The following is a 26,355-nucleotide window of genomic DNA, read 5'->3' as shown; positions in this document are numbered from 1 at the left end:
TCTCGCACGGTGGCACTCGATGCCCCGTGTCCTTGGATTCATCATGACCATTCAGGACCGCATCGAAAACCGTACGATCACGCCACCCGATCATCATCAACTGCGCGGACGGTGAAGGGAATCGGTCCCTCCTGCCCCTGCTCGGAGGCCGGCGGGGAGGAGCGTTCGAAGCCGGCCTCGCCGTGACGCACGTCAGCCTGTGACGAGGCGGATTCCCGGGACGCGGGAGCCCTCGGCGGCGTCGGCCGGCCGGAGGCGGCATCCCGGTCCGCACGGGGCGGGACCGCCGGATCGCGGGTACCGCGGAGAACGGCTCGCTTCCCTGAGGGCCGCGAGACGCGCCCGTACGGCCGGAAACAGTCCCTCCGGATCAGCGGCCCAGGAGTGCGGTGCCCGCAACCGCCGAACCCGAGGGCGCACCGACGGCGCACGGCAGCACATGTGGCGGACGAATGCACCCTGGTCCCATGGCCGGGCACGACCGCTACCGGTATGCCTCCTGTGACTCGGGTCAAGCGTGTGTACAACACCCGATGCCCTGTCAGATCACCTCTATCCTGAGGAAGTTGACCTCGCGCAAGCGTGCGACGACTCATCGGCGGCCGCTCGGCCGGCTGAACAACCGGACCACAGGGGGACACATGAGCCCTGACGCGCTGATCGCGCACTTCGTGGGGGCCTCGGCCCTGATCCTGGTGGCCGCGCACGCGGCGGGCTGGGCTGCACGAAAGCTGGGGCAGCCGTACATCGTCGGCCAGCTGACGGCGGGGATAGCGCTTGGCCCCTCCCTCCTCGGCAGTGCGGTACCCGGCGCGTACGAGACGCTGTTCCCCGAGGAGATCGATACGGCCCTGACCGGCTTCGCACAGTTCGCCCTGGTGGTGTTCCTGTTCGCGGTGGGCTACGAGCTGGATCTGAAGCTGCTGGGCGACCGGGCGCGTACCGCGGTGACGGTGGCGCTGGCCTCGTTCCTGGTGCCGATGCTGGTGGGCGGCGGGTGCGCGTTGCTGTTCTGGGACCGTCTCCGGGCCCTCGGCATGCCACGCGATCCGTCTCCGTCGACCGTGGTGTTCGCCGGGATCGCCCTGTCGGTCACGGCCGTACCCGTACTGACGGCCATAGTGCGGGAGAACGGACTGGCCCGGACGGTGCCCGGCGTGGTGGCGGTCTCGGCCGCCGGCCTGCTCGACGTGGTCTGCTGGACGGTACTGGCCGGGGCGTTGCTGGAGAACGGCGGCGACCACACGCTCGGGTGGCCGTGGCGGGTGGCGATCGCGGCCGGTTTCCTCGCCGGGATGCTCCTCGCGGCCCGGCCGGTGCTGCGCCGGCTGCTGTGGCGGACGCGCATGGAGCCCTCGCTGCGGATGGCGCTGCTCATCGGCTTCGCCCTCGGGTCGGCCTGGGTGACGCACTCCCTGGGGCTGCATGTGATCTTCGGTGCGCTGCTGGCGGGTGTGGTGACACCCCGGGAGCCGGACGACCGGCTCGATCCCGATCTGCTGCGGCCCCTGCACGACGTCAGCTCGCTGCTGCTCCCGTTCTTCTTCGTGGTCTCGGGTCAGGCCGTCGTGCTGAACGGCATGGGGGCCACGGGATGGGTCGCCGTGCTGGTGGTGACCGCGCTGGCCGCGGTGACGAAGATCGGCAGCGGTGCGGCGGCGGCCCGGCTGGGCGGCCTGGACCGGCACGACGCGTACACCGTGGGCATCCTGATGAGTGCCCGCGGTCTCACCGAGCTGATCGCCCTCGACGCGGGCCTGCACGCGGGCCTGCTGAGCGACCGGCTCTACAGCATCCTGGTGTTCATGGCCCTGGCCACCACACTCTTCACCCAGCCGCTCCTGCACCTGGCCCGCCGCCTGGCCGAACGGCGTCCGCGTGGTCGGACCGACGACCCGGCCGACCTGCCGCCCCCGCCCTCCGAGCGGGACGACACACGCACCGCTCCGGCGGCGGACCTGGGCTGACACCGGGCCGGGGCGGCGATCGCGCCGCTCCGGCCGGCCCGTGCCCCCCGCTACAGCGGCATGGGGGCGATGTCGCACTCGATACGGTGGTTCAGGCGGGCCGCCTCCAGCCAGGGGTGGCCGGCGCGGACCACCCGGGTGAAGCCCTCCACCGCCTTGCTCTTCATCTGGTCCGCCTCCGCGCCCCGGCCGAGACCGCGCAGGTCGAGAGCGAGGTTCGCGGTGCAGGACAGGGTCAGCGGGTGTTCCGCGCCGGCGACCACGGTGAGCCCCGCCAGATTGGCCTCGTCGATCTCGTACGCGCGGTCGAAGTCCAGCCGTGCGTAAGCGGTGTTGGCCCGGCCGATGTCGACGGTCCGGGTCATCACGTGCTCGGGTCCCAGGGTGGCCACCAGTCTGCGGGACGCGTCGTCCTCCAGTTCCGCGGCGCTGTCCACAGCGCCCATCATGCGCAGGGTGGCGGCGAGGTTCGCCTTGGCCAGCAAGGTGTACGCGTGGTCCTCGCCCAGCAGCGACGCGTAGCCCCGCGCGGTCTCCTCGCCGAGCTCACGCGACTTCTCGAGGTCGTCGGAGCCCCCGGCGAGGCGCCGGTCGACGCAGAGGTTGATCGCCGTGGAGAGCGAGTCCGCGTGAACGGGGCCGTAGCGGGCGACGAAGCGGCGCAGGGTCTCCTCCGAGAGCTTCAGCGCCTCGTCGAGCGCCCCGTCCCGGCGGTAGCAGACGGCGAGGTTGCGGGCCACGCGCAGGGTGAGCGGGCGCTGCTCGCCCAAGGCTTCGCTGGCCCTGCGGTAGACGTCCTCCTGGAAGCTCCGGGCGCCCGGGTAGTCGCCGCTCTCCCGCATGTCGATGGAGAGGCCGTTGAGGGTGTTGAGCGTGAGGAGGTTGTCGGGGCCGAACATGTGTTCACGCTGCCGGGCGTTCTCCTGGTCCAGGGGCAGCGCCTCGTCGAACTGCCCGCACAGCCGCAGGTCGACCCCCCAGCTGTGGGTGGCCCGCAGGGTGATCGGGTCCTCGGGACCGAACATGGAACGCGCCAGCTCGGTGGCCTCCTTGCCGAGGTCCCGTGCCTCCGCGAACCGACCCTGGTAACGGCGTGCGTCGGCCATCTCGCACAAGGAGTCGATGAGGTCCTCGGGCTCGACCTCGATACGCCGGGAGACCTCCAGGGCCTTCTCGGTCAGCGGGATGGACTCGCCGATCTGGCCGATCTGGCGCAGGGCGAAGGCGAAGATCTTCGTGATGCGGATGACGTGGATGTTCTCCTCGCCGGAGGCGGCGAGCCAGGCGTTGTACGCCTGGCGGCCGAGGTTCGCGGCCCCTTCGTGGTCACCCCAGTAGTAGAGGAAGAACACGGTGTCGGAGACGAGCTCCCGCACATAGGTGTCGGAGCTGGTGACCGCCTGGGAGGTGAGGATGTGCGGCAGCAGCGCCTGGTAGTCGGGCCATTCCTGCGACGAGGCGTAGTGGCCCGGTTTGGCGGCGGAGAGCAACTGGTGGGCGGCGTCCCTCATCCGGCCGCGCTGCTCCTGGTCGAGCTTGGCGAGAAGCACCGTCTGCAGCAGGCGGTGCATCTGCAGGGTGTCGGTCCGGGGATCGGTCTTGATCAGGGAGAACTGGTTGAGGTCGCGGACGGCCCGGTTGAGTTTGATCGACTCCCGCAGCAGCGGGTCCACCTCGGGCGTGATGTTGACGCCCCGGCCGCCGCGCAGCATGGACCGCGGAATGGGCTCGGGGGCCATGCTGGCGCAGATGTCGAGGAGCTGGCGGGCGCCGGGGTTGTTCTCCTTGATCCGCTCCAGCGAGATGTCCCAGGCGGCGGCGACGGAGACCGGGTAGTCGGGAGCGGGGTCGAGGTCGAGGATCTCGGGGCTGCGTTCGGCGAGCAGGGTGAGGTACTCGTCGACGAGCATGCCGGTGACCGCTCGCCAGGCACCGGCCTGCTCCACCGCGAGCGGCAGGTCGCCGAGGGCGTCGGCGAGGCGGTCGGCGTCCTGGGCCGAGAGGTCGGGTGAGCGCTTCTGGAGCAGCTCGACGGACTCCTCGCGCTCGAACACGCTCACCGGGAGCGGGGTCGCCACCCGTTCCCAGGACCGGTTCCGTGAGGTGACGATGACCTTGCCGGGGCCGCTGGTCGGGAAGTACTGGCGGACCACGTCGATGTTCTCGGCGTTGTCGAAGACCAGCAGCCACTTGTCGTAGGGCTCACCGGAGCGCAGCGCGTCCAGGACGGTCTGGACCGACGTGTTGGCGGTGCCCTCCTGTCCCGGCTGGGCGACGCCCAGCCGGGTGGCGAGACCGGAGAGCGCGGTCAGGATGAGGCTCTCCCGCTCCGCGGGGATCCAGCAGATCACGTTGTGGCTGTGCTGGTGGGTGTAGATGTACTCCAGGGCCAGCTGGGACTTGCCCACGCCGCCGAGGCCGTGCAGCGCGTGCGGCAGCACGGCCGCGGTGTCCTGGGCCTCGAGCTGCTCCTCCACGGCCCTCAGCAGCGCCTGGCGGCCGACGAACGAAGTGTTCCTGAGGGGAACGTTCACCATGATGGCCGGCGGTGCGGTCGTGGTGCTCTGCATGAGCGGCTCAGCCTCCGGGGCTTCGTTTGGGATCTCGGTCACCAGGCTCGGCACGGTGTCTCCAGGTGTGACGCGAACGTCCGACGCTGGATGCCTCCCGTCCTGGTCGTCGGGGAACTCGCCGCCCTCCGGGTCTTTCACGCTTCCGGATGGTTCCGCGGACACCCGTTCGGCCGTGTGGGGCAGGAGCCTGGAGACATCGGGTTCGATGCGGTTCGCCCGTTCGGAGTAGGGACCCGAGAGGGCCCGCATCACGGCGAGTTCACTGCGCCGCCAGCCGGGCTCGGCCGGATCGGGCAACGTGGCGCCGACCGGGTCGTGCAGCGCGGCGCGCAGCGCGACGCCCCGCTCGCCGGCGGCCGGCAGGTCGCCCACCACACTGACGGTGAGCGCGAGTTGGGACCGGGTGGTGGTGGCCAGCAATGCCTCACGGACGCCGTCGGCGAAATCGGGGCGGCCCTCGCCCCCGCCGTCCCAGTCGATCAGTCCGCCCATGAGGATCTCGGCGAGGTGGTCGGGGCCGGTCTCCGGCATGACCCGGCGCCGTAGCTGTTCCACCAGGTCGAACTCGAACGGGACGGCGGCCAGTTGAGTGGCGAGACGGCGCGCCGCGGGCGTGGCGAGCGTCAGGAAGCGGCGCACGGCGGCGGCCGCGGCGCGCGGGAAGCGCGGGGCGCGCAGACCGGGGGCGGGCGTACCTTTGGTGAGGGTGCCCGCGAGGACGACGGGCAGGTCACGGCGTACTCCTCGCTCGCCGGTCACGAGGTCGGCCCAGGCGGCGACGGAGCCGGGTTTGAGGGAGAGCACCGGGACGGGCAGGAAGTCGTCGGCCACCTCGGGCAGCGGGCGCAGGGGGTTGGCACCGCCTGGTGGCGCCCCGTGCCCGAGGCAGTCGTTGGGCGTGCCGAAGCCACCGGCCTCCAGGACCGCCGGGTGGGGGTAGAGCGAGGTGCGGTGGCGAAGGTGGGGCGGGAGCAGATGGACCAGTGCGGTCGGGCCGGAGCGGGCGAGCCGGTTCAGCAGGACGTCGGCGGCGGGGGCGGCCCAGCCGTGGGCGAGTCCGTCGGTGACGGCGAGGAAGATCCGGCCGCCCCGGCCGTCGAAGAGCTCGGACGGGTCCGCGACGGCGCCGCCGCTGGCCCAGTGCAGGGCGGCCGTTCCGGTCCGCGGGAGGGTGACCCTGAGGGTACGGACGCTGCGGAAGGCGCCGCTGTGTTCGGCGGCCTCGGCGAGGCCGGCCACCGTCTCCTCCCAGATCCTCATGGTGGGCGCGTCGTCGGCGAGCAGTACCAGATCGAACGCGGAGGTGCGGGCGGGGCGGAGGAACGGCATCCACATGCCGTCGGCGAGTCCTTGCTCGGCGGTGGTCTCCTCGTCGAGCTCCAGGGTGTCGCGGGAGGGTACGCGGCGGGCGAGCAGGTGCAGGGCGCGGGCGAGCAGGGCGGTGCGGCGGCCGGGTCCGTACTGCGGCAGGTTGGCGTCGGGCAGCAGGGGGCGGCCGACGTGGAGGGTGGCGGCGCCCTCGGGGTGCGGTAAGAGCCCGCCGCCGCCGAGGAGCGGATCACGCGCCGGTGCGGGAGCCCCGGCCGCGTCCACGGAGGCGGCCGGTCCGACGCGGTCCGGGGTGCCGGGCCGGTCGGGCGGGAGCTGTGCGGGAAGACCGGAGCCGGTCGTGAGATCGGCTGAATCCGCACGCTTGGAGGGCGTCGCGGGTTCCGGTTCGTCCTCGGTGCGGGATGTCGTGACCGTTTTCACGGCGCCCTCGGCCGGGTGGGCGTCCGGATCCGGCGCTGCTTCCGGTCCCGCACCGGCGGGGCCGCCGTGACGGTTCCAGTACGCGGCGAGCCACACCGCGTCGGCGACCTCCTGCCACCGCGGTGACTCCCGGTCCTCGCCGTCCGGCCACGGGAGCGGCTGGTCATGGGTCAGGACGCGCCGGGGCGGGGCAGCGGCGGCGGAGCCTCCGACCTCACTCGCGCATTCGACGGACTCGGGAAGCACCGAGGGAGGCGACGCCCCCGATTCGGGGCCGCCGTCGCCGGGTCCGGACGCGCGCTCCCTGGGAAAGCCGTTGTCCATTCAGCGGCCCTTCGCGAGGTCGCGGAGCAGCATTTCCACGAGCTTACGCCCGTTCCCGTCGACCTGGAAACCACCCATGGTAGTGATCTGGACAGCGTTGAGTAACTGGTCCAGGGAGTGCGTGCCCCCGGCCCGGACGCGCTGGAGGAACAGGTCCACCAGGTCCTCGCTGTGCCGCGGGCGTTCCCCGAGATGCCGGCTCACCATGGCGAGGAGCTGTTCGCGGGTGGGCATACGGAGTTCCAGGGGCAGGCAGCGCCTGCGGAACGCGGCCGGGAACTCCCGCTCCCCGTTGCTGGTGATCACCACGACGGGGAACTCCCGGCACTCGACCCGCCCCTGCCGCAGTACGGCACGGATGCCGGGGTCGCTGGTGTGGACGCTCGCGGTGTCGGCGGCGTCACGGACCAGCTCCGGGACGTCATAGCTTCCGTTCTCCAAGACGTGCAACAGGTCGTTCGGCAGGTCGATGTCGCTCTTGTCGAGCTCGTCGACAAGAAGCACACGGGGACGATGGTAGGGCAGCAGAGCGGTCCCCAGTGGCCCGAGCGTGATGAAATCCCCGATTAGCGGCCTGTTTTGACGTTCCGTCAGAGAACTCTCGGCGTCCTCCGCCCCGTCGGCACCGGATGCCACCGCGTCCCGCAGTCCCGCCTGCCAGGCGGCGATGGCCTGGGCGCGCCCCATGGCGTCGTAGACGTACAGGCCGTCGCGCAGGGTGGTACGGCTGACGATGTTCCACTCCAGCACCCGGCCGAGCCCCAGTTCCCGCGCGATCAGATAAGCGAGGGTGGACTTGCCGATTCCAGGAGGCCCCGTGATCAACAGCGGCCGGCGCAGCAGCAATGCGGCGTTGACGGTGTTGATCTCCTCGGAACCCAGCTGCGGGGCGATCCCGTCGGGGCCCAGCCTGCGCAGCGCCCCGTCCGGGTCGTCGGGCGGCGCGGACTGGGGCGGGCCACCGCCGAACCGGCGCCAGGGCGGGGGCTCGGGCAGTTCCACGGCGGCGGCGGGAGACCGGCCTGTGGCATGGAAGATCCGCCAGCCGTCCGGGACCGTCTGCTCCTCCTGCGCGGTCATGCCGGTGCCTCCTCGTTGGCGAGATCGCCGTCGTCGGTGTGGATGTCGACCAGTCGTGTCGGATCGTCCCAGAAAAAGGCGATATGACGCCCGAGCAGATCGGGGCTCTGCGCGGGATCGACGGCTTTCCTGCGCAGCCGGTGGATGGCCATGGGGATCTGCGCCGCGATCGGTACGGAGGCGAACACCGCGGTGACGACCTCGCGCCGCTCCTCGGCGAAGGCACCCCGACGGTCCCATATGGCGAGGGAGATGCCTTCCGCGATGGCGGCTTTGAGTGCTTCCAGGGCGGGCGTGTCGGCGGGTGCGTCGAGTACCACGGCGGTGCGTGCGGACTCCCCGGCGAGCGCGGTCTGCCAGGCGTCGAGCTGTTGGGCGTCCGCGCCCGTCCAGCCGTGCACCGTGACACCGTGCTGCCGCAGTCTGTGCCAGCGATCGCGCCATTGCTGCCGGACCACCGCGTCGTCGGTGCGCATCCGCTCCAGACTGCGCAGGTGCACCCCGTACTTCAGGGCGAGCGGCAGCGGCCGGCCGTGGCCGGTCCTGAACCTCAGCCCCGCCACGTCGTGATTGAGGAGGTCGTACGGGAGGACGAACTCGACGTACGTGGGCTGTTCGCGCCCGACCGGGTCCTGGTCGGGCGGGGTGGACCAGAGCCGGGCACCTTGCTGGAGGGCGTGTTCGACGGCCTGGCCGAGGCCGTCCAGGGTGGTGACGGCCGGCTCGCCGGGCTGCGGGTCCCAGTGACCGGGGACGGTGTTCAGCCAGGGACGTACGACGATGTCGCCGGAGCCGTCACGAGCGGGTTCCACGGCGACGATGAGACAGCAGGGGATGTCCGGATCGTTGACGGTCTCCCGGCGGGCGCTCCGGTGCTGTGCCACCGCCGCCGTCAGGCCCGAGCGCTGGGCCCAGCCGTCGACCCACTTGAGGAGGGCTCCGCGGTGACCGGGTGACGCGGCGAGGGAGGCGGCCACGTCGACCAGGAGCACCGCGGGTGGTAACCCGTCCGGTTGCACGTTCCATTCCAGGGTGTGCGCCAGAAGCTGTTCGGGCGAGAGTCCGGCGGGCAGGTAAAGGCCGTTGAGTTCCTCGGCGAGCCTGTCCCGCAGCCGTATCGCGGACAACTCCCCTTTGGCGTCGGCCAGCAGGGCGTGGGCCGTGCCGATGTCGTGGCCGGAGAGCGGACCGGGGAGGGAGACGGTGTCCTGGGGCGGCACGGCGGGGGCGAGCAGCCGCTTGAGTTCGTCGGCCGGCGCGGCCCCTTCGAAGAGCTCGACCACATTCACCAGCACGCGTTCGCCGCTCGCCACGCTCAGCGCGGCACGCACCATGACCACGACGTCCTCGCGGAGCCGTACGCCGCGTACGTCGACCGTGCGGGCCAGCTGTTCGCCGAGCACGGTCGCGAACTGGACGCGCCCCTGGGCGTCCTCCATGCAGCCCAGTTCGCACAGGGCACCGGTGAGCCGGGACAGCAGTTCCAGACCCTGCGCGCGCGGCACCCCGCCGTCGGAGCCGCCGAAACCCTCGCCTTTCTCCACCGACTTTTCCCCCATGAGTCGGTTCGCCTGCCTGACCGACCTGCGAAGTTAGCACGGCAAGTGATGGTTAACCAGGGACATGTGAGGCACGGAGGAACGAAGTCCGGCCGAGTCCCCCTTGCGGGTGGCACTCGGCCGGATTCATTCACCACCGATGCGACACGTGCCTGTCACAGCCTCGGGTCCACCGGCTCCGACTCCAGGGCCAGTACGGCGAAGACCGGCTCGTGGACCCGCCACAGCGGCTCTCCTCCGGCGAGGCGGTCCAGGGCCTCCAGGCCGAGGGCGTACTCGCGCAGGGCGAGGGAGCGCTTGTGGTTGAGGAAGCGGTTGCGCAGGCGGGCCAGGTTCTCCGGGCGGGTGTACTCGGGGCCGTAGATGATCCGCAGGTACTCGCGGCCCCGGCACTTGATGCCGGGCTGCACCGGGCGGCCCTTCTCTCCCCCACTCTCGGCTCCGCTCGAGCGGGGGGACCCCCAGTGCACCAGGGCGCCGACCGGCTTGACGACCATGCCCTCGCCGCCGCGTCCGGTCATCTCCAGCCACCAGTCGACTCCGGCGCGCACGGACTCGGGGTCGGCGGTGTCGACGTAGAGGCGGCGGGTGGTCTGCAGCAGTCCGGTGGTGTCGTGCTCGACCAGGCGGTCGATGAGGGCGAGTTGCTCGTCGTGGGGCAGGGCGGCGAGGCTGCGGCCCTGGACGGCGAGGATCTGGAACGGGGCCAGACGGACGCCGTCCAGGCCGTCGGTGGTCCAGCAGTAGCGGCGGTACGCGTCGGTGAACGCCGCGGCGGAGTCGGCGCGTTCCCGCTGGCGGTTCAGCAGGTCCTTCACCTCCACACCGCGGGCCGCGGCGCCCTCCAGGGCGGCCAGGGCGCCCGGGAAGACCGCGCCGGAGGCGGCGCCGACCGCCGCGTACTGGGAGCGCAGCAGCCCGGACGCCTTCAGCGACCACGGCATCAGTTCCGCGTCCAGCAGCAGCCAGTCCGTGTCGAGTTCCTCCCAGAGACCGGCCTCGGTGACGGCCGTGCGCAGCCGGCCGAGGATCTCCTCCGTGACGGAGGTGTCGTCGAAGAAGGGACGGCCGGTGCGGGTGTAGAGCGAGCCGGTCGGGCCTCCCGTGGCGCCGAAGCGCCCCGCGGCCACGTCGGCGTCGCGGCAGACCAGGGCGACCGCGCGGGAGCCCATGTGCTTCTCCTCGCACACGACCCGGGCGACGCCGTCCCGCTCGTACTGGGCGAACGCCTCGACCGGGTGCTCCAGGTAGCCGTCGAGGTGCGAGGTGGCGGTGGGGGCCATGGTCGGCGGGAGGTACGGCAGCAGGCGCGGGTCGACCGCGAAGCGGCTCATCACCTCCAGGGCCGCGGCGGCGTTCTCCTCACGGACCGATATCCGGCCGTGGTGCCGGGTCTCGACGAAGCGGCGGCCGTGCACGTCCGCCAGGTCCAGCGGACGGCCGTCGTGGCCGCCGGGGGCCTCGGTGCGCAGCGGGCGGGTCGGCTCGTACCAGACCCGCTCGGCCGGTACGTCCACCAGCTCCCGCTCCGGCCAGCGCAGCGCGGTGAGCTTGCCGCCGAAGACGGCGCCGGTGTCCAGGCAGATGGTGTTGTTGAGCCAGGTCGCCTCCGGGACGGGGGTGTGGCCGTAGACGACGGCGGCCCGGCCGCGGTAGTCCTCCGCCCACGGGTAGCGCACGGGCAGGCCGAACTCGTCGGTCTCGCCGGTGGTGTCGCCGTAGAGGGCGTGGCTGCGGACCCGGCCGGAGGTGCGGCCGTGGTACTTCTCCGGCAGACCGGCGTGGCAGACCACCAGCCGGCCGCCGTCGAGGACGTAGTGGCTGACCAGTCCGTCGATGAACTCCCGCACCTCGGCGCGGAACTCCTCGCTCTGCTCGTCCATCTGCTCGATGGTCTCGGCGAGTCCGTGGGTGTGCTGGACCTTGCGGCCCTTGAGGTAACGGCCGAACTTGTTCTCGTGGTTGCCGGGCACGCACAGCGCGTCGCCCGCCTTCACCATGGCCATCACGCGGCGCAGCACGCCGGGGCTGTCCGGGCCGCGGTCGACGAGGTCGCCGACGAAGACGGCGGTGCGGCCCTCGGGGTGCACGCCGTCGACGTAACCCAGCTTGCCGAGCAGCGCCTCCAGTTCGGCCGCGCAGCCGTGGATGTCACCGATGATGTCGAAGGGGCCGGTGAGGTGGGTGAGGTCGTTGAACCGCTTCTCGGTGACGACGGTGGCGTGCTCCACCTCCTCCACACCGCGCAGCACGTGCACCTTGCGGAAGCCCTCGCGCTCCAGGTGACGCAGGGAGCGGCGGAGTTCGCGGGTGTGGCGCTGGATGACCCGGCGGGGCATGTCGGCGCGGTCGGTGCGGGTGGCGTTGCGCTCGGCGCACACGTTCTCGGGGACGTCGAGCACGACGGCGATCGGCAGGACGTCGTACTTCCTGGCCAGCTCGATCAGCTGCCGCCGGGCGTCCTGCTGCACGTTGGTCGCGTCGACGACGGTGCGGCGGCCCGCGGCCAGCCGCTTGCCGGCGATGTAGTGCAGCACGTCGAAGGCGTCCCGGCTCGCGCTCTGGTCGTTCTCGTCGTCGGCGACCAGACCGCGGCAGAAGTCGGAGGAGATGACCTCGGTCGGCTTGAAGTGGCGGCGGGCGAAGGTGGACTTGCCCGAGCCGGAGGCGCCGACGAGCACCACGAGGGAGAGGTCGGTGACGGGCAGGGTACGGCCCCGCGGCTGCGGGGTCTCGGCGGTGGCGGTCATGCGGCCTTCTCCTCCTTCACGGTCCCGGCCGTGAACACGGCCATCTGGGTGGGCGGTCCGACCTCGGGGTCGTCCGGCCCGACGGGCACGAACTCCACCCCGTATCCGTGCCGTTCGGCCACCTCGGCCGCCCAGGCGCGGAACTCCTCGCGGGTCCACTCGAAGCGGTGGTCGCCGTGCCGGACGTGCCCGGCCGGGAGGGTCTCCCAGCGCACGTTGTACTCGACGTTGGGGGTGGTCACGAGGACCGTGCGGGGGCGGGCCGCGCCGAACACCGCGTACTCCAGGGCGGGCAGCCGGGGCAGGTCGAGGTGCTCGATCACCTCGCTGAGCACGGCGGCGTCGTACCCCTTGAGCCGCTTGTCGGTGTACGCGAGCGAGCCCTGGAAGAGCTGTACGCGCGCCGCCTGCCGCTCCCCCATGCGGTCCAGCTTGAGCCGCCGGGAGGCGATGGTGAGCGCCCGCATCGACACGTCGACGCCGACGATCTCGGTGAAGGACGGGTCCTTGAGCAGTGCCTGGACGAGCTGGCCCTGGCCGCAGCCGAGGTCGAGCACCCGGGCGGCGCCACAGGCGCGGAGCGCGGCGAGGATCGCCTCCCGCCGCTGCAGGGCGAGCGGGGTCGGCTTCTCCTCGGACTCGGACTCGGACTCCGCCGCCACGGCGTTGTCGATCTCCTCGACGTCGCTGTCGTCCACCTCGGCCAGCCGGACCAGCTCGAGTCGCTCCATGGCCTGGCGGGTCAGCGACCAGCGGCGGGACAGGTAGCGGCTGGTGATCAGCTTCTGCTCCGGGTGCGCGGGCAGCCAGCCCTCACCGGCGCGCAGCAGCTTGTCGACCTCGTCGGAGGAGACCCAGTAGTGCTTGGCGTCGTCGAGGACGGGGAGCAGTACGTAGAGGTGGCGCAGGGCCTCGGCGAGGGTGAGCGTCGCCGCCTCCAGGACCAGGTGTACGTACCGCGAGTCGCCCCACTCGGGGAACTCGGCGTCCAGGGCCACGGGCTCGGCGGTGACCGTCCAGCCGAGCGGCTCGAAGAGCCGGCGGACGAGTTCGGCGCCGCCGCGGGCGGGCAGCGCGGGCACCTCGATACGCAGCGGACGCGGTTGCCCCGGCAGTTCCGGGCGGGCGGCGCACACACCGCGCATCGCGCTGGAGAAGACGCCGCTCAGCGCGACGGCGAGCAGGGAGGACGCCGCGTACGGGCGGTCGTTGACGTACTGCGCGAGTGCCGCGTCGGGGGCACCCCCGCGGCCCTTGCCCTTGCCGCGCCGGACCAGTGCCACCGCGTCCACCTCCAGCAGCAGCGCCGCCGTGCAGCGCTCGGCGTCCGCCTCGGGGTAGAGGACGTGGGCCGTGCCGTAGGACGTGGAGAACGCCTGCGCCTTCTCGGGATGCTTGTGCAGCAGGAAACCGAGATCGGTCGCCGGGCGCTCGGCGGAGCCGGTGGTACTGATCGTCAGGAACACGGTGGTTACACCTCGAAACGCCTTCTGAGCTGGGGGGACACGCCGGATTCGGACGTGTGGTGCCAACGTACCGGGAACCGTCGGGGATGCCCCGGGAATTTACCGGCGCATGCGGCGGGGCCGTCCGTTCCGTACGGACGGCCCCGGGTGGCGCGGTGCTCGTGCCTACGACAGCTGGGACTGGACCTGGGCGGAGATCAGCTCCAGGTGGTCGAGGTCGTGCAGGTCGAGGACCTGGAGGTAGATGCGGCCGGCGCCGGTCTCGGCGTAGCGGCCGATCTTGTCGACGACCTCGGCGGGGGAGCCCGCCAGGCCGTTGGTCTTGAGTTCGTCGACCTCGCGGCCGATCGCGGCGGCGCGGCGGGCGACCTCCTGGTCGTCCTTGCCGACGCAGACGACGAGGGCGTTGGAGTAGACCAGCTCGCCCGGGTCGCGGCCGGCTTCCCGAGCGGCGTCGCGGACCCGGCCGAACTGCGTCGCGGTGTCCTCGATCGAGGCGAAGGGCATGTTGAACTCGTCGGCGAAACGGGCGGCCAGGCGGGGCGTGCGGGTCGCGCCGTGGCCGCCGATGAGCACCGGCACCTTGGGCTGGGTCGGCTTGGGGAGCGCGGGGGACCTGGTGAGGTCGTAGTACGTGCCGTGGTAGTCGAAGGTCTTGCCGGTCTCGGTGGCCCACAGGCCGGTGACGATCTCCAGCTGCTCCTCGAGGCGGGCGAACTTCTCCTTCGGGAAGGGGATGCCGTACGCCTTGTGCTCCTCCTCGAACCAGCCCGCGCCCAGGCCCAGCTCGACACGGCCGCCGGACATCTGGTCGACCTGGGCGACCTGGATGGCGAGCACGCCGGGGAGGCGGAAGGTGCCGGCGGTCATCAGGGTGCCGAGCCGGATGCGCTTGGTCTCGCGGGCGAGGCCGGCGAGGGTGATCCAGGCGTCGGTGGGGCCGGGCAGGCCGTCGGCGGAGCCCATGCTGAGGTAGTGGTCGGAGCGGAAGAAGGCGTCGAAGCCGAGGTCTTCTGTTGCCTTGGCGACGGTGAGGAGGGTGTCGTAGGTGGCGCCCTGCTGGGGCTCGGTGAAGATGCGAAGATCCATGGCTCCATCCTGCACGCTTGCGTGCGAGGGTCGGCGCTTGCGGGGGTGTTTGCAGCGCGGCGCCTGCGAAGTGCCCCGCATTGGAGTGGGCCGGGGGGCGCGCGACCTGGCGCTTACGGGGTGCCTCCCCCACTCTCGGCTCCGCTCGAGCGGGAGGTACCCCCACCGCCCACCCGTGCCGCCCTGGGGGTACCTCCCAGACCCTTGAGGCACTGGGGGGAGGCACGACTGCCCGCGGCTGACGCGGCATGCGACTGCCCGCGGCTGACGCGGCAGGTGACTGCCGCGGGCCCGTCGTGTCAGCCGGCCTCGCGCTCCGGTAACGCCTCGTCGCGGGATGTCAGTTTGCGGAGCATCTCCAGGACGCGGTCGCGGGACTCGTCCGCCGCGTCGATGGCCTCCATGCACTGCCAGTACGTCGCCTCGTCGTCCGCGGAGCTGGCGAGCCCCACCAGGGCGATACCGACCTCGCCGAGCAGACCGCCGAGGTGCAGCAGGACCGGGCGGGTCTCGCCCAGCTCGGTGAGCCGGGCCGCGCGCAGTTCGTCCGGGCCGAGTTCCGGGGCGCCCAGCACTCCGCAGCCACGGCCCGCCAGCTCGGTCAGCCCCAGTGCCTCACCCCGCAGTTCGGGCGGGCCGACGACGGCGAGGCGGCTCCCGATCGCCTGAGCCAGAGCCTGCGCCTGCCACACCTCGGTCAGCAGCTCCCGCACGCCACCGCCCGCGGCCAGGGCGCGCCTGCTTGTCACGATGAGCCGCACAGCGTCCATGCGCTGCCCCCGTCTGTCCGACGCGCTGCCCACGCGTCCGCATCCGTTGAACTCCCTTGTTCACTACCCAGAGTGAAAGAGTGTGAGACAAAAAGCCAGAGGAAGACCGAAATCTGCCGACAACGATTCGGATGGAGTTCACTTTTCAGATACGGAGAGTAATAACGGAGTCGATGGCTCCTCACCCCTGAGGCGGCTCCCCCACCGGAAACCTGCGCTCGTTGCGGTCGATCTTCGCGGCCAGCGCGGCCAGCGGGTCGACGCCGAGCACCTCGCACAGCTGGAGCAGATACGCGAGGACGTCGGCGACCTCGTCGCTCACGCGGTGCGCGGTGTCCGGGTCGTCCATGACGCGGGCGGACTCCTCGGGCGTCAACCACTGGAAGATCTCGAGGAGTTCGGACGCCTCCACGCTGAGCGCGGCGACGAGGTTCTTCGGGGTGTGGTACGGCTGCCAGTTCCGCGCGGCGGCGAACTCGGCGAGCCGGTGCTGGAGCCCCGCGAGGTCGTACGGATCAGTCACGGTCCAGGTGTACCACCGTCACCCCGCTCACCCCCGCCGCCCAGGAGGCGTCGCTCACCGCCCCGACCAGCCGGATGTGCCCGCGCTCACACATCCGCGCCGCCAGGCGCAGCAGCTCGCCCCGCTGCACCGGATCCAGCGCCCGGTCCAAACCGTCGGCGAGGACCGTGAGGGTCTGGAGCGCCGCCGGGACCTCGCCGGGCGCGTCGACCTCCAGCACACCGGGCCCGGTGAGCAGCACCAGGGCGAGCGCGGCGTACCGCAGCTCGCCGTCGCCGAGGCGCCGCAGCTCGGTACGGGTGCCGTCGCCCCGGTCGAGGAGGGCGCGGACCAGGCGGCCGGCGTCGTACGGCTCGGCGAGCAGGCCGGTGACCGGCCCGGCGCATCCGGCGCGCACCGCGTCCACGAGGAGGGCGTACCGGCGTCCGCACTCGGCGCGGGTGCGCCACAGGACGTCGGCGAGGTTGTCGCAGCCGCCGAGCAGCCGTCCGGTGCCGACCCGGACGGGGTCCCGCATCCGCTCGGGGCGGGGGTCGCAGGGGAAGACGGAGCGCAGGGCGACCACCATCTGCTCGGCGGCGGCGAGCACCCTGCGCTGCCCGGGGGTCTTGCCGGCGACGCGCAGCGGCAGCAGTGCGGTGCCGAGCCGGTCGTCCGGCAGCGGGGCGCGGGTCACCGGAGCCGCCCCGGCCGTGTGCCAGGCGGCCTGTACGGTGCGCCGGCCGGGGTCGCGCAGGGCGGTCTCCAGGAGGACCACCCCGCCCGCCGTCAGCCGCTCCCCCACGATCCGCAGCCCGGGTTCGGCCTGCACGGCGACCTCCAGCCGGACCGGCCCCTCGGGACCGTCGGCCGTACAGCCGATGCGGAAGCCGCGGCGGCGCTGGGCGTCGGCACGGGCCCGCTCCGGCACACAGGCGCCGGGCTCCGGGAACGCCTCCCCCAGCTCGGCCCCGCCGCCGAGCCGGGCGAGCGCCTCGTACGCCCGCAGCGCGCTGGTCTTGCCGCTCCCGCTGGGCCCGGCGAGCAGGGTGAGCGCCCCGAGCGGGAGCGCCACGCCGCGATGCCCGGCGAAGGCGGACAGCAGCAGCTCGGTGACGCGCGGCCGGTCGGGGTGGCCCACGACGCCGGCGGACCGCGCGGCCGACAGATCCGACGTAACCGGTGTAACCGGCGAATCCACTGAATCCGGTGTAACCGGTGAACTCGGTGAATCCGGTGCGGCCCGCGAATCCGGTGCGGCCGGGCCCGCAGACGAGGGCGATGTGCTCATGTCCGGGCGGGGCGGGGAAGGTGGGGTCATGTGCGGGACGCTAAGGGGTCCGGTGCGGGGCGAACCGTTCCGCTCGACGGGCCTTCCCACGATCGGGCGACGCGCTCAGGCCCCCGGCACCCCCACCCCCTCCATCAGCCCCGTGACCTCCGTGCCGGCCGGAGTCAGGAGGAAGACGTTGCGGTCGACCCGGTGCATCCCGCTGGCCAGGCCGAAGACGACGCCCGTACTGAAGTCCAGGACTCGTTTGGCGGTCTCGGTCTCCGCGCCGGTCAGGTCGAGCAGGACCGGTATCCCGGACATCAGTGTCTCGGCGACCTCGCGGGCGTCCGCGAACACGTTCACCCGCAGGACGACGAAACGGCGGCGCGCCTCCGTCGCGGCCTCGGGCAGGGCGCGGTGGCCCACCGCGGACGGCCACGCGTCGCGGCCCCGCAGCGGAACGACCTGGGCGAGCCCCTCCCACTGTTCGTCGGTGACGTCGTGGCTGTTCACCGGCATGCTCCGTCCCCTGTCGCACTGGCTGTCTGCATCGGGCAATTCTTACTCATGGTCACCCGTTCGGCCCAATAACGACACGCTCCGCCATCGCGGGGCCCGCGCAGCGTGACGCTTGCCCCCGGTACCCGTGGGGTACCCGGCGCACCGTCGAGGACCGTGCCGCTCGCGCAGAAGACCCCCATGAGTGGGCCGCGCCGCCCGCACCCTCGCCCTGACGGGCACGGCCCTGACCGCGGCGGCTGCCGCCACGGCTCTGCTGCGTGGGCTGCGTCACCATTGACCTTGCTCGCCCCCACCGCCCCTTCCCGTCCCGTCCCTGGGGGCTGCGCCCCCAGACCCCTCTTTCGGCCCTACGGGCCTCGTCCTCAAACGCCGGACGGGCTGATTTCAGCCCCTCCGGCGTTTGAGGAGCGGGGCCCGGGGCGGAGCCCCGGGACGGGAAGGGAAGGGGCGGTGGGGGCGAGAAAAAACTCAGGCCGGCTGCCGGGCCCAGCCCTCGTTGACCCGCGTCGCCCGGGCCGGTTGCATGGGCGTATGACGGGTGAAGTGAACAGTGTGGTGGGGCCGATGCTCTCCTTCGAGACGCAAAAGGACTGGGAGGCGTGGCTGGAGGAGCATCAGGGGGATGTCGACGGGGTGTGGCTGAGGATCCCGAAGAAGGGGTCCGGGATCATCGGGGTCGACTACGCGACCGCGCTGGAGTCGGCACTGTGCTACGGCTGGATCGACGGGCACAAGAAGGGGCTGGACGACACCCACTGGCTCCAGCGGTTCACCCCGCGGCGGGCGCGCAGCCGGTGGTCGGCGGTCAACCGGCAGAAGGCCCTCGATCTCATCGAGCAGGGGCGTATGCGGCCGTCCGGGCTGCGCGAGGTGGAGCGGGCGCGGGCGGACGGCCGCTGGGATGCCGCGTACGCGAGCCAGAGCACGGCGACCGTCCCCGACGACCTGCGGGCCGCGCTGGACGCGGCGCCCGGAGCCGGTGACTTCTTCGGCACCCTCGACAGCCGCAACCGGTACGCGATTCTCCACCGGATCGAGGAGGCCAAGCGGCCGCAGACCCGGGCGGCCCGGATCGAGAAGTTCGTCGCCATGCTCGCCGAGGGGCGGAAGATCTACCCGTAGCCCTGCCCGTGCCGGCGGGTCAGCCCGCCACGACCGCCTCCGCCGCCGCCACACCGCAGACGCGGGCCGCGCCGTGGGTGGCGATGTGCGCCGCGCCGCGCGGTGCGGACTGCGGTACGCCCATCTCCACGACCACGGTGGACGGGTCGGCGGCGAGCAGGGTGTCCAGGGCCGTGCGCATCCACGGGTGCCGGTGCTCGTCGCGGACCACGGCGACGACGCGCCGGCCGGCCGCCGCCCTCAGCGCCTGCTCGCCGGCGTCGGGGCCGGTGAAGTGGCCGGTGGTGGTGCCGGGCAGCAGCCGTTCCAGCTCCGCGCCGACGCCCCACGGGGTCTCGTCGCCCACGGCGATGTTCGGGGCCGGGTTGAAGGTGGCCACGTACACCGGTCCGGTGACCGGCGCGGGGCCGGTGGCGCGGGTGACGGTCACCGCGCGGCGGGCCGCCGTGAGGCCGATCTCCGGCTCGGGTGCGACGGCCGCGGCCGGGGAGCGTCGTACGGCGGCGGTCCAGTCGGCGAGGGCGCGCACCCGGGCGGCGGCGTCGGCGAGCCGCTCCTCCGGGAGTTCGCCGGAGCGTACGGCGGCGACCAGCGCGTCCTGCAGGCGCTGCACGGTGCCCTCGTCGCACAGCCCGCCGCCCACGCAGATCGCGTCGGCGCCGGCGGCGATGGCGAGGACGACCCCCTGTTCGAGGCCGTAGGTGCCGGAGATGGCGCGCATCTCCATGCCGTCGGTGACGATCAGGCCCCGGTAGCCGAGTTCACCGCGCAGCAGGTCGGTGAGGATGCGCCGGGAGAGCGTGGCCGGGCGGTCCGGGTCGAGGACCGGCACCCGGATGTGCGCGCTCATGACGGCACGGGTGCCGGCCGCGATCGCCGCCCGGAACGGCTGCAGTTCGCGCTCGTCGAGGGTCTTGGCGTCGAGGTCGATGTGCGGGATCGCGTGGTGGGAGTCGACGCTGGTGTCGCCGTGGCCGGGGAAGTGCTTGGTGCAGGCGGCGACGCCGGTGGACTGCAGGCCCTCGACGTAGGCGGCGGTGTGCCGGGCGACCAGGGCGGTGTCGCCGCCGAAGGAGCGCACGCCGATCACCGGGTTGTCGGGGTTGGCGTTGACGTCGGCCGACGGCGCCCAGTCGAAGTTGACGCCGCACTCCGCGAGCCGGCGGCCGAGTTCGCGGGCGACGCCCCGGGTCAGGTCGGTGTCGTCGACGGCGCCGAGCGCGTGGTTGCCGGGGAAGGAGGAGCCGGTGCGGACCTCCAGGCGGGTGACGTCGCCGCTCTCCTCGTCGATGGCGACCAGCAGGTCGTCCCGCTCGGCCCGCAGTTGCGCGGTGAGGGCGGTGACCTGCTCGGCGGTGGTGACGTTGCGGCCGAAGAGGGCGACGGAGGCGAGGCCCTCGGCCAGCCGGCGGCGCACCCAGTCGGGCGCGGTGGTGCCGGCGAAGCCCGGCTGCAGTACGGCGAGCGCGTCCCGGGTGAGGGTGTCGGTGCCGGTGGTGGTTGTCGTCATCGGGTGGCGTTATCCCTTCACGGCGCCTGAGGTGAGGCCGCTGACGGCCTTGCGCTGCAGGTAGACGAAGAGGATCAGGATCGGGACGGCGAACAGGGAGGAGGCGGCCATGGTCGCGCCCCAGTCGTCGCCGAAGACGGTCTGGAAGCTGGACAGCCACAGGGGCAGGGTCTGCGCCTCGGCCTCCTTGTTGAGCACCAGCACGAGCGGGAACTCGTTCCAGGCGGTGATGAAGCCGAACATCGAGGTGGACATCAGGCCCGGCGCGAGCAGCGGCAGGACGACCCGGCGGAACGCGGTGAGGCGGCTGCAGCCGTCGACCATCGCCGCCTCCTCCAGCTCCTTCGGCACGGCGGCGACGAAGCCGCGCAGCGTCAGGATGGTGAAGGGCAGGATCATCATCATGTAGAAGGCCGTGAGCGGCACCAGGCTGTTCAGCATGGAGGCGTCCCGCACGATCATGTAGATCGCGATGACCATGACCTCCCAGGGCGCCATCTGGGCGAGCATGAAGCCGATGATGAAGCCGCGCCGCCCCTTGAACCGCATCCGCACCAGGGTGAAGGACGTGACCAGGGCGATGATCAGCGAGAAGACGACCGCGAGGACGGTGACGATCAGCGAGTTGCCGACGAGGGTCCAGAAGTTGTCGACGCTGGTCGCGGTCTCGAAGTGCTCGAAGGTGATGTCGGTCGGGAACCAGACCGGGTTCTCCGAGATGATGTCGCCGGTCGGTTTGAACGCCGTGGCGAACATCCAGTACACGGGGAAGACGCAGCCGATGAACAGGACGACGGCCGTGACGTTGGGCCACAGGCGGCCGAAGAGCGAGCGCTTCACAGCTCGTCCTCCTCTTGCTTGAGCACGATCCTGAGGTAGTAGGCGGTCAGGCCGAGCAGGATCAGGATGGTCAGGACGGCGATCGCCGCGCCCATGCCGTAGTGCTGGTTGCCGACGCCCTCGACGTAGGCGTAGACGGGCAGGATCTCGGTGAGCCGGTCGGGGCCGCCGCCGTTGAAGGTGAAGACCTGGACGAACGCCTTGAAGACCCAGATGATCTCCAGGAACGTCGTCGCGTAGAGGAACGGCCGCAGGAACGGCATGGTGACCGTGGTGAAGCTCTGCCAGGCGCCGGCGCCGTCGAGGGACGCGGCCTCGTAGAGCTCCTTCGGGATGGTGGTGGTCGCCGCGTAGAGGTTGATCGCGACGAACGGGATGGACATCCACACGATCAGCAGGGTGACGACGAAGAACGTCGACATCTGGCTGCTGGTCCAGCTGTAGTCGGCCATGGAGTGCCAGCCGAGCTTGTCCAGGACCCAGTTGACGACGCCGAAGCGCTGGGCGAACAGCCACTGGTAGACGGTGGTGGCGGCCACGACGGGCATCGCCCAGGCGAGCACCAGGCCGAACAGCAGGGTGAACCGCATCCGCTTGCCGAGGCGGGCGAGCAGCAGGCCGGTCAGCGTGCCCAGGACCATGATCAGGACGACGTTGGCCGCCGTGAACAGGATCGAGCGGAGGGTGACCCGCCAGAAGTCCTCGCCGGTGAGGACCTCCTTGTAGTTGTCGACGCCGTTCCACTCGGTGACGTGCTGGATCAGCTGCGCCATGTTGAGGTTCTGGAAGGACAGCAGCAGGTCCTTCAGCAGCGGCCAGCCGAGCAGCAGCACGGTGGCCGCGACGGCGGGCAGCAGCAACAGGTACGGGGCGAGCGCGCCGGCGCGCGACGCGGCTCGCGGTGTCGGCCTGCCGGGTCCTGTGTCGTCCGCCTTGCGGACGTCCGCCGGGCCGGAGGGCGGCCGTTCGGTCTGCACGGTCATGCTCGCGATCTCTCTTCTCGACGTACTCGACGCCGGGGCGGGAGCCGGCGAGTGGCCGGCCCCCGCCCCCATCCGTGCGCTCGCGCGCCTACTGCTGCTGCGCCAGGCGCTTGTTGAACTCGCCCTCGACCTGCTTCGCGGCCTCGGCCGGGGACTTTCCGTTCAGGACGGCGGTCAGGTACGTCTTGATCGGGTTGGGGTCGTTCTCGACGGCGGCCCACTCGGGGATCAGCGGCGTGGTGCCGCCGACGGCGGCGGCCGGCGCGGCGGCCTCGGCGGGGGCGTTGCCCTCGAGGTTGCTCTGCAGCGACTCCTTGTTGGGGATGACGCCGTTGGCCTTGGCGAGCGCGCCCTCGAACTTGTCGGACAGCGCGATCTTCAGGAACTCCTTGGCGAGCTCCTGCTTCTGGCTGCCCGCGGCGACGGCGAGGTTGGAGCCGCCGAGGAAGACGCCCTCGGGCTTGTCGGCCGTGGCGCCGGGGATGGTGAAGTAGCCGATGTCCTGCTCGATCTTCGGGTTGGCCTTGATCGCGGTGGCGGCTTCCCAGCCCATGCCGATGAACGAGCCGGTCTTGCCCTTGGCGAAGATCTCGGCCTGCTGCGGGGTGGCCTCGTCCTTGTCCTTGGGGGCCTCGGACAGGGCCTGGAACTTCTTGTAGGTCTCCGTGGCGGCGGCGACCTTCGGGTCGTCGAGGTTGGAGACGTACGTGTCGCCGTCCTTCTTGACCAGCTCGCCGCCCTCGCCGATCACCAGGCCGACGAAGTGGTACCAGTTCTGGCCCGGCAGGTAGATCGGCTCGGCGTCGGTCTTCTCACCGATCGTCTTGAGGGCGTCGTAGAACTCGTCGCGGGTCTTGGGGGTGTCCTTCAGCCCCGCGTCCGCCCAGACCTTCTTGTTGTAGACGACGACGCGGTTGGCGAAGTACCACGGCACCGCGTACTGCTTGCCCTCGAAGACGGAGGAATTGTTGAGGGAGTCGGTCCAGTCGGCGCCGATCTCGGTCTTGAGGTCGCCCAGGTCGGCGAGGCCGCCGGTCTTGGCGTAGGCCGGGGTCTGGGTGTTGCCGATCTCGAAGACGTCCGGCGGGTTCTCCTCGGACAGGGCGGTGGTCAGCTTCTGCTGGATGCCGTTCCACTGCTGGTTCTCGAACTTGACCTTCGCCTTGGTCTTCGCCTCGAACTCCTTGGCGAGGTCCGCCTGCCAGTCGTCGGGCGACGAGCCGTCCATCACCCACACGGTGAGCGTCTCGCCGGCGTAACCGTCCGCGCCGGCCTTGTCGCCGCCGTCACCGTCGTCGCCGCCGCACGCCGCGACGGAGAACAGCATGCCCGCGACCCCGATCGCGGCTATCAGCTTGCGCTTCACGCGCCACCCCTCCTCAGGAATGCCTTGCACACCCACGCCCTCGGCGGTGACCCCCACAGCGGCGCAACAGCTCGGTGGGCTGGGACCCGGCTTCCTCTAAATGGTTTAGACCAGCAAGGGGAGCTTGGCCTAGACCTATGGCTCTGTCAAGGGTCGTGAACTCACGCCTGGATAACGGCTCCGGCACCCCTGACGGAGCGCGGAACTCCGCCCAAACGGGGACGGGTTGACGCTTGGACTAGACCAAAGCGAGAACACACCGTTATAACGGGATCGCCGAGCGTGCGGCGCCGAACCCGGCCGTCCGCCGACGTGCACCGCGGTCGGCACCTGCCGTCCGCGCGCCGGACACCGCAGCCGGAAGGCAGGTCATGAGCACGGACGTCAGCAGCGCCCAGGCCGACACGGGGGCGCCGGGCCGCATCGGGCGCGTACCGAAGTACTACCGCATCAAGCAGCGGTTACTGCAGATGACCGACGAGCGCGCCCCGGGCGCCCCGATGCCGGCCGAGCGCCTGCTCGCCGTCGAGTTCCGCACCTCCCGCACCACGATCCGCAAGGCCCTGCAGGAGCTGGTCGGCGAGGGCCGGCTCGACCGGATCCAGGGCAAGGGCACGTTCGTCGCCCGCCCGAAGGTCTACCGGACGCTCCAGCTGACCTCGTACACCGAGGACATGCGGGCGCAGGGACTCAACCCCACCTCGCAGGTGCTGGACATCGGGTACATCGCCGCCGGCGCGGAGCTGGCGGCCCTGCTGGAGGTGGAGCCGGAGGACAGGGTGCTGCGCATCGAGCGGCTGCGGCTGGCCGGCGGGGAGCCCATGGCGATCGAGGCGACCCACCTGTCCGACCGGCGCTTCCCCCGGCTGCGCCGCAACCTGACCCGCTACACCTCGCTCTACACCACCCTCGCCGAGGTGTACGGGGTACGGCCGGCGGAGGCCGACGAGACCATCGAGACCTCGCCGGCGACACCCCGGGAGGCGGGGCTGCTCGCCACGGACGTGGGCCTGCCGATGCTGCTGCTGTCCCGCCACTCGCGGGACGAGACGGGAACGCCGGTCGAGTGGGTCCGCTCGGTGTACCGCGGCTCGCGCTACAAGTTCACCGCGACACTGACGCGTCCGGGGCCCTGACCGGGCGGTTCGCGTTCAACACCGCGTTTTTCCAAGGGTGTTCGACCGCCGCACCGAAAGGGCGTTCCTTGACAGGGCCCATTGGTCCAGTCCAACATCCCAGTGGTCTGAACCAGTCGTGGCGCGTTCCGTCCGCAACCGCCGCGTGCACAACCCCGCACGGAGGCACCGGATGACCGAGAGCAGCCACCCGCGACTGCTGCGGTGGGCGCACTCCGTGCTCCAGCCGGGCTTCGCGGGGACGACGGTGCCGGACTGGGTGCGCCGCCGGATCTCCGAGGGGCTCGCCTCGGTCGTCCTGTTCGGCCGGAACATCCACGGTCCCGAACAGGTGGCGGGGCTCACCGCCGCCCTGCACGCCGAGAACCCGGGTCTCGTCGTCGTCGCCGTCGACGAGGAGGCGGGCGACGTCACCCGGCTCGAGGCCCGCACCGGGGCGTCCCGCCCTGGCAACCTGGCGCTCGGCACGCTCGACGACATCGATGTCACCGAGCAGGTCGCGCGGGACGTCGGCCGGGAACTGCACGGCCTCGGCATCACCCTGAACTACGCGCCGAGCGCCGACGTCAACACCACCCCGCTGAACCCGGTCATCGGGGTGCGCTCCTTCGGGGCGCGCCCCGACGTCGTCTCCCGGCACACCGCCGCGTGGGTGCGGGGACTGCAGTCGGCGGGGGTCGCCGCGTGCGCCAAGCACTTCCCGGGCCACGGCGACACCGTGGTCGACTCCCATCTCGGGCTGCCGCGGGTCCCGGCCGACGCCGGGACCCTCGCGCTGACCGCGCTGCCGCCGTTCATCGCCGCGATGGACGCGGGCGTACGGGCCGTGATGACCGCGCATCTGCTGGTGCCCGCCTACGACAGCCGGTGGCCGGCGACCCTGAGCCGCCCCGTCGTCGGCGACCTGCTGCGCGGCGAACTCGGCTTCACCGGACTGGTCGTGACCGACGCCGTCGAGATGGGCGCCGTGGCCGACCGCTACGGCGTGCCGGGCGCCGCCGTCCGGGCCGTCGCCGCCGGCGCGGACGTGGTCTGCGTCGGCGGCGGGGACGCCGCCGAGGAGACCACGGCGCGGTTGGCCGACGCCCTGGTGAACGCCGTACTGGACGGACGGCTGCCGGAGCGGCGGCTCGCCGAAGCGGCCGGCCGGGTCCGGGAGTTCGCCGCGTGGGCGGGCACGCTGCGGCGCGGCGCCGCCCCACCCGCCGGCGCCCCCGACCTCGGTCTGGCGGCGGCCCGGCGGGCCGTCCGCGTCCATCACGAGCCCGGCCGTGACACCGGGTTCCCGCTCGTGGGCGTCCCCCACGTGGTGGAGCTCTCCCCCGCCACCACCCCCGTCATCGACCCCGGAACCCCGTGGGGCGTGGCGGAACCGCTGAAGACGCTGTGCCCGGGCACCACGTCCGTCCGGCTCGGCGAACGGCAACTCCAGGGCGGTGACGAGGACGTGCTGGACCGGCTGGCACTGCGCCCGGCGGACGGCCGTCCGCTGGTCGTGGTCGTCCGGGACGCCGCCCGCTACGGCTGGATGACCCGCGCGCTCACCGGCCTGGTGCGCCGGCGGCCCGACGCCCTCGTCGTCGAGATGGGCGTACCCGCCGGCGCGCGTCCCGGGGCGGTGTACCTGGCGACGCACGGCGCGACGCGCGTGTCGGGCATCGCCGCGGCCGAGGTCCTCGCGGGGCGCACCGGGCCGGCGTAGCACCGGCCGGCCTCCGACCCCTCCTCCATCCCCTTCTGTCCGCATGCAGTGAGTGATCCCGATCTCCGG

General features: G+C 71.9%; 18 protein-coding genes. 4 read left to right on the top strand and 14 right to left on the bottom strand.

Translation table 11 applies throughout. The annotated features are described in order from the left end of the window. Positions 1-641: 641 nt before the first annotated feature. Positions 642-1,967, top strand: a complete 1,326-nt coding sequence (locus KUM38_RS11115; RefSeq protein WP_217129145.1) for a cation:proton antiporter — start codon at positions 642-644, stop codon at positions 1,965-1,967. Between the two features lie 50 nt (positions 1,968-2,017). On the opposite strand, the gene fxsT is transcribed toward KUM38_RS11115, so the two are convergent. The 10 genes from fxsT to KUM38_RS11065 form a co-directional block, all read right to left on the bottom strand. Continuing rightward, positions 2,018-6,616 (bottom strand): FxSxx-COOH system tetratricopeptide repeat protein, encoded by a 4,599-nt coding sequence (gene fxsT, locus KUM38_RS11110; RefSeq protein WP_217129144.1) that lies wholly within the window; start codon positions 6,614-6,616, stop codon positions 2,018-2,020. After that, complete coding sequence (locus KUM38_RS11105) at positions 6,617-7,696, bottom strand: MoxR family ATPase (RefSeq protein WP_217129143.1); 1,080 nt, start codon at positions 7,694-7,696, stop codon at positions 6,617-6,619. Then, the gene (locus KUM38_RS11100) at positions 7,693-9,240 is read right to left on the bottom strand and encodes a hypothetical protein (RefSeq protein WP_217129142.1); all 1,548 of its coding nucleotides are present in this window, start codon (positions 9,238-9,240) and stop codon (positions 7,693-7,695) included. Before KUM38_RS11100 ends, KUM38_RS11105 begins: the two co-directional genes overlap by 4 nt. A 170-nt stretch (positions 9,241-9,410) precedes the next feature. After that, positions 9,411-12,005 (bottom strand): polynucleotide kinase-phosphatase, encoded by a 2,595-nt coding sequence (locus KUM38_RS11095; RefSeq protein WP_217129141.1) that lies wholly within the window; start codon positions 12,003-12,005, stop codon positions 9,411-9,413. Continuing rightward, entirely contained in the window at positions 12,002-13,471 is a 1,470-nt protein-coding gene (locus tag KUM38_RS11090) for a 3' terminal RNA ribose 2'-O-methyltransferase Hen1 (protein ID WP_217129140.1), read from the bottom strand. Before KUM38_RS11090 ends, KUM38_RS11095 begins: the two co-directional genes overlap by 4 nt. Before the next feature lie 165 nt (positions 13,472-13,636). Then, entirely contained in the window at positions 13,637-14,560 is a 924-nt protein-coding gene (locus KUM38_RS11085) for an LLM class F420-dependent oxidoreductase (protein ID WP_217129139.1), read from the bottom strand. A 299-nt stretch (positions 14,561-14,859) separates the two neighbouring features. Continuing rightward, positions 14,860-15,330, bottom strand: a complete 471-nt coding sequence (locus KUM38_RS11080; protein ID WP_217129138.1) for a DUF6099 family protein — start codon at positions 15,328-15,330, stop codon at positions 14,860-14,862. A gap of 181 nt (positions 15,331-15,511) precedes the next feature. Continuing rightward, a complete protein-coding gene (locus tag KUM38_RS11075; RefSeq protein ID WP_217129137.1) occupies positions 15,512-15,853 on the bottom strand; it encodes a nucleotide pyrophosphohydrolase in 342 nt (113 codons plus the stop codon). Further along, positions 15,846-17,153 (bottom strand): ATP-binding protein, encoded by a 1,308-nt coding sequence (locus KUM38_RS11070; protein ID WP_217129136.1) that lies wholly within the window; start codon positions 17,151-17,153, stop codon positions 15,846-15,848. Before KUM38_RS11070 ends, KUM38_RS11075 begins: the two co-directional genes overlap by 8 nt. Positions 17,154-17,228: 75 nt before the next feature. After that, positions 17,229-17,624, bottom strand: a complete 396-nt coding sequence (locus tag KUM38_RS11065; protein ID WP_217129135.1) for a cell division protein SepF — start codon at positions 17,622-17,624, stop codon at positions 17,229-17,231. Positions 17,625-18,191: 567 nt separating this feature from the next. Here KUM38_RS11065 and KUM38_RS11060 point away from each other — a divergent pair. Further along, positions 18,192-18,749, top strand: a complete 558-nt coding sequence (locus KUM38_RS11060; RefSeq protein WP_217129285.1) for a YdeI/OmpD-associated family protein — start codon at positions 18,192-18,194, stop codon at positions 18,747-18,749. Positions 18,750-18,768: 19 nt separating this feature from the next. On the opposite strand, the gene KUM38_RS11055 is transcribed toward KUM38_RS11060, so the two are convergent. The 4 genes from KUM38_RS11055 to KUM38_RS11040 form a co-directional block, all read right to left on the bottom strand. After that, on the bottom strand, positions 18,769-20,259 hold the full coding sequence (locus KUM38_RS11055) for a glycoside hydrolase family 3 protein (protein WP_217129134.1): 1,491 nt from the start codon (positions 20,257-20,259) through the stop codon (positions 18,769-18,771). A 9-nt stretch (positions 20,260-20,268) separates the two neighbouring features. Further along, entirely contained in the window at positions 20,269-21,099 is an 831-nt protein-coding gene (locus KUM38_RS11050; protein WP_217129133.1) for a carbohydrate ABC transporter permease, read from the bottom strand. Continuing rightward, a complete protein-coding gene (locus KUM38_RS11045) occupies positions 21,096-22,082 on the bottom strand; it encodes a carbohydrate ABC transporter permease (protein WP_217129132.1) in 987 nt (328 codons plus the stop codon). Before KUM38_RS11045 ends, KUM38_RS11050 begins: the two co-directional genes overlap by 4 nt. An 88-nt stretch (positions 22,083-22,170) precedes the next feature. Further along, positions 22,171-23,448 carry an extracellular solute-binding protein gene (locus KUM38_RS11040; RefSeq protein ID WP_217129131.1) on the bottom strand — a complete coding sequence of 426 codons (1,278 nt, stop codon included), beginning with the start codon at positions 23,446-23,448 and terminating at the stop codon, positions 22,171-22,173. Positions 23,449-23,819: 371 nt separating this feature from the next. Between KUM38_RS11040 and KUM38_RS11035 the strand changes: the two genes are divergently transcribed. Both KUM38_RS11035 and KUM38_RS11030 read left to right on the top strand, forming a co-directional pair. After that, a complete protein-coding gene (locus tag KUM38_RS11035) occupies positions 23,820-24,584 on the top strand; it encodes a GntR family transcriptional regulator (protein WP_217129130.1) in 765 nt (254 codons plus the stop codon). Between the two features lie 172 nt (positions 24,585-24,756). Continuing rightward, positions 24,757-26,286: a glycoside hydrolase family 3 protein gene (locus tag KUM38_RS11030; RefSeq protein WP_217129129.1), complete on the top strand. Its 1,530-nt coding sequence runs from the start codon at positions 24,757-24,759 to the stop codon at positions 26,284-26,286. The last annotated feature ends 69 nt before the right edge of the window (positions 26,287-26,355 follow it).

Origin of the sequence: Streptomyces sp. AC558_RSS880 (assembly GCF_019049255.1) — a bacterium.
GTDB lineage: Bacteria > Actinomycetota > Actinomycetes > Streptomycetales > Streptomycetaceae > Streptomyces.
This window is presented reverse-complemented; position numbering and strand designations above follow the sequence as displayed.

Bases quoted from the DNA above. Each gene is read 5' to 3' on its own strand.
- KUM38_RS11115 (WP_217129145.1), top strand. From the start codon at position 642: ATGAGCCCTGACGCGCTGATCGCGCACTTCGTGGGGGCCTCGGCCCTG.
- fxsT (WP_217129144.1), bottom strand. From the start codon at position 6,616: ATGGACAACGGCTTTCCCAGGGAGCGCGCGTCCGGACCCGGCGACGGC.
- KUM38_RS11105 (WP_217129143.1), bottom strand. From the start codon at position 7,696: ATGACCGCGCAGGAGGAGCAGACGGTCCCGGACGGCTGGCGGATCTTC.
- KUM38_RS11095 (WP_217129141.1), bottom strand. From the start codon at position 12,005: ATGACCGCCACCGCCGAGACCCCGCAGCCGCGGGGCCGTACCCTGCCC.
- KUM38_RS11085 (WP_217129139.1), bottom strand. From the start codon at position 14,560: ATGGATCTTCGCATCTTCACCGAGCCCCAGCAGGGCGCCACCTACGAC.
- KUM38_RS11080 (WP_217129138.1), bottom strand. From the start codon at position 15,330: ATGGACGCTGTGCGGCTCATCGTGACAAGCAGGCGCGCCCTGGCCGCG.
- KUM38_RS11070 (WP_217129136.1), bottom strand. From the start codon at position 17,153: ATGACCCCACCTTCCCCGCCCCGCCCGGACATGAGCACATCGCCCTCG.
- KUM38_RS11065 (WP_217129135.1), bottom strand. From the start codon at position 17,624: ATGCCGGTGAACAGCCACGACGTCACCGACGAACAGTGGGAGGGGCTC.
- KUM38_RS11060 (WP_217129285.1), top strand. From the start codon at position 18,192: ATGCTCTCCTTCGAGACGCAAAAGGACTGGGAGGCGTGGCTGGAGGAG.
- KUM38_RS11055 (WP_217129134.1), bottom strand. From the start codon at position 20,259: ATGACGACAACCACCACCGGCACCGACACCCTCACCCGGGACGCGCTC.
- KUM38_RS11045 (WP_217129132.1), bottom strand. From the start codon at position 22,082: ATGACCGTGCAGACCGAACGGCCGCCCTCCGGCCCGGCGGACGTCCGC.
- KUM38_RS11035 (WP_217129130.1), top strand. From the start codon at position 23,820: ATGAGCACGGACGTCAGCAGCGCCCAGGCCGACACGGGGGCGCCGGGC.
- KUM38_RS11030 (WP_217129129.1), top strand. From the start codon at position 24,757: ATGACCGAGAGCAGCCACCCGCGACTGCTGCGGTGGGCGCACTCCGTG.